Source organism: Streptomyces sp. NPDC060205 (assembly GCF_042728395.1).
In the GTDB taxonomy this organism is placed as follows: Bacteria; Actinomycetota; Actinomycetes; order Streptomycetales; family Streptomycetaceae; genus Streptomyces.
In genome coordinates this window covers 1-1,781 of record NZ_JBHWZP010000616.1, presented here as the reverse complement: position 1 = coordinate 1,781, position 1,781 = coordinate 1, and the positions used below count along the sequence as shown (strand labels likewise).

Here is a 1,781-nt window from a genome sequence, read left to right as displayed (position 1 = left end):
TTTCCACCCCACCCCCTTCACGCGCGGGCGGTCACCGGTGGCTGAACCACGCCATCGCCGGCAGTGCCCTGTCGTCGTAGCCGAACAGGGCCTGGTTCTCCCAGCCGTTGCCGGACGAGGGGTCCGTCGGGTCCCAGCCGTTGCCGGTCACCGCGGTCCAGGTGGACTCCCAGTAGAAGATGCCGAGGCCGCGGCCGTTCGGTACGGCCTCCACGATGCTCGCGACGTCCTTCATCCACTGGGTCTGGCCCGCCGTCGAGGCGGCGTAGCCGGGGACGAGTTCACTCGCGAGGTCGATGATGTTCTCGGTCGCGTCCTCGCTGTCCAGCCGGAAGGGATAGGCCGTCTCGGCGAGGTAGACCGGCTTGCCGTAGCGGGACGCCGCGTCGTCCAGGGTCGTCTGGAAGTCGGCGAGCGTGCCGTGCCAGTAGCCGTAGTACGACAGGCCGATCACGTCGAACTTCACGCCGTTGGAGACGGCGCTGTCGAACCACCAGCGGGTGCCGGCCAGGTCGCCGCCCTTGGCGAGGTGGATCGCCACGGTCGTACCGGAGTTGACCGCCTTGACCGCGTCGTAGCCCGAGTTGAGCAGTCCGGCGAGCTGCGACCAGTTCGAGGTGGAGCCCTCGTTCCAGAGCATGCCGCCGTTGATCTCGTTGCCGACCTGCACCATGTCGGCGGTGGTGCCCTGGGCCTTCAGGGCGTTCAGCACGTCGTACGTGTGGTTGTAGACGTCCGTCTTCAGCTGGCTGTAGGAGTGGCTGGACCAGGCGGCGGGCTTGGCCTGGGCGCCCGGGTCGGCCCAGGTGTCCGAGTAATGGAAGTCGACGAGGAGCTTCATGCCCTGCGCCTTGACGCGCTTGGCGACGGCGAGGACGTGCGCCTTGTCGTTGTAGCCGTCGGCGGGGTTCACCCAGACCTTGAGACGGGCGTAGTTCTGCCCGGCCGACCTGAGAAGGGCGAGGGCGTCGCCGGTGGTGCCGGAACTGTTCTTGTAGACGCCGCCCTTCGCCTCGCTCTTGGCGAGTGACGACACGTCAGAGCCCTTGATGGACAGGCCTGTTGATCCGGACATGAAGGTCAGGTCATCGACATTGATCCAGTTGCCGGCCTTGGCGTCCGAGGTGACGCTGATCGTGCACTGGTTGTTCGTCACCGCTATGGAGGTGACGATCCGCAGCCAGCCGCTGGACGACACCGGGATGTCGGTGCGCTGCTCCGCGCTGCCGCAGTTCTTGAGCGCGAGATAGGCGGAGTTCTGGCCGCCGCCCGAGCGCACCCACGCGGTGAGCTTGTACGTGCCGTTGGTGAGGCCGGAGAGGTACTGGTACGTCTCCACCTTGTACGCGGAGGCCGCGTAGTGCGTGAGCCGGTAGCTGCCGGTGTGGCCGCCCGCCTCGGTGAAGGAGGCCGCGGTCCGGCCTGCGGCCGAGTAGGCCGTCCAGCCGGTGGGGGTGGCGGTGCCGGTGCCGTTGGCTTCGAAGCCGGGGTTGGTGAGGGTGGTGGCCGCGGATGCGCTCTGCGCGGGCAGGAGGGTGAGGGCGAGGCCTGCTGCCAGGGGCAGGAGCAGGGCCTTGAGTGTGCGTCTGGGATGGAACATCGTCGTCGTTGTCCCTTCGACGTGATGTGGATGTGAACCCCGTGCGGTGACGGGGGGTTTCCTCGCCCCCGCCGCCCCTACCCTTCCCGTCACTGCATGGGGGCTGCGCCCCCTCGCCCCCCTTGATCGCGCTGCGCGCTCTTCCTCAAACGCCGGACGGGCTGAAAATCAGCCCGTCCGG

1 protein-coding gene is annotated in these 1,781 nt (G+C 68.0%); it reads right to left on the bottom strand.

The window, feature by feature from the left end:
• Positions 1-31: 31 nt before the first annotated feature.
• Complete coding sequence (locus ACFWGJ_RS43525) at positions 32-1,600, bottom strand: arabinogalactan endo-beta-1,4-galactanase (RefSeq protein ID WP_387334519.1); 1,569 nt, start codon at positions 1,598-1,600, stop codon at positions 32-34.
• Positions 1,601-1,781 lie beyond the last annotated feature (181 nt).

What these genes read in the sequence shown, in the direction of transcription:
- ACFWGJ_RS43525 (WP_387334519.1), bottom strand. Translation starts at nt 1,600, where the DNA reads ATGTTCCATCCCAGACGCACACTCAAGGCCCTGCTCCTGCCCCTGGCA.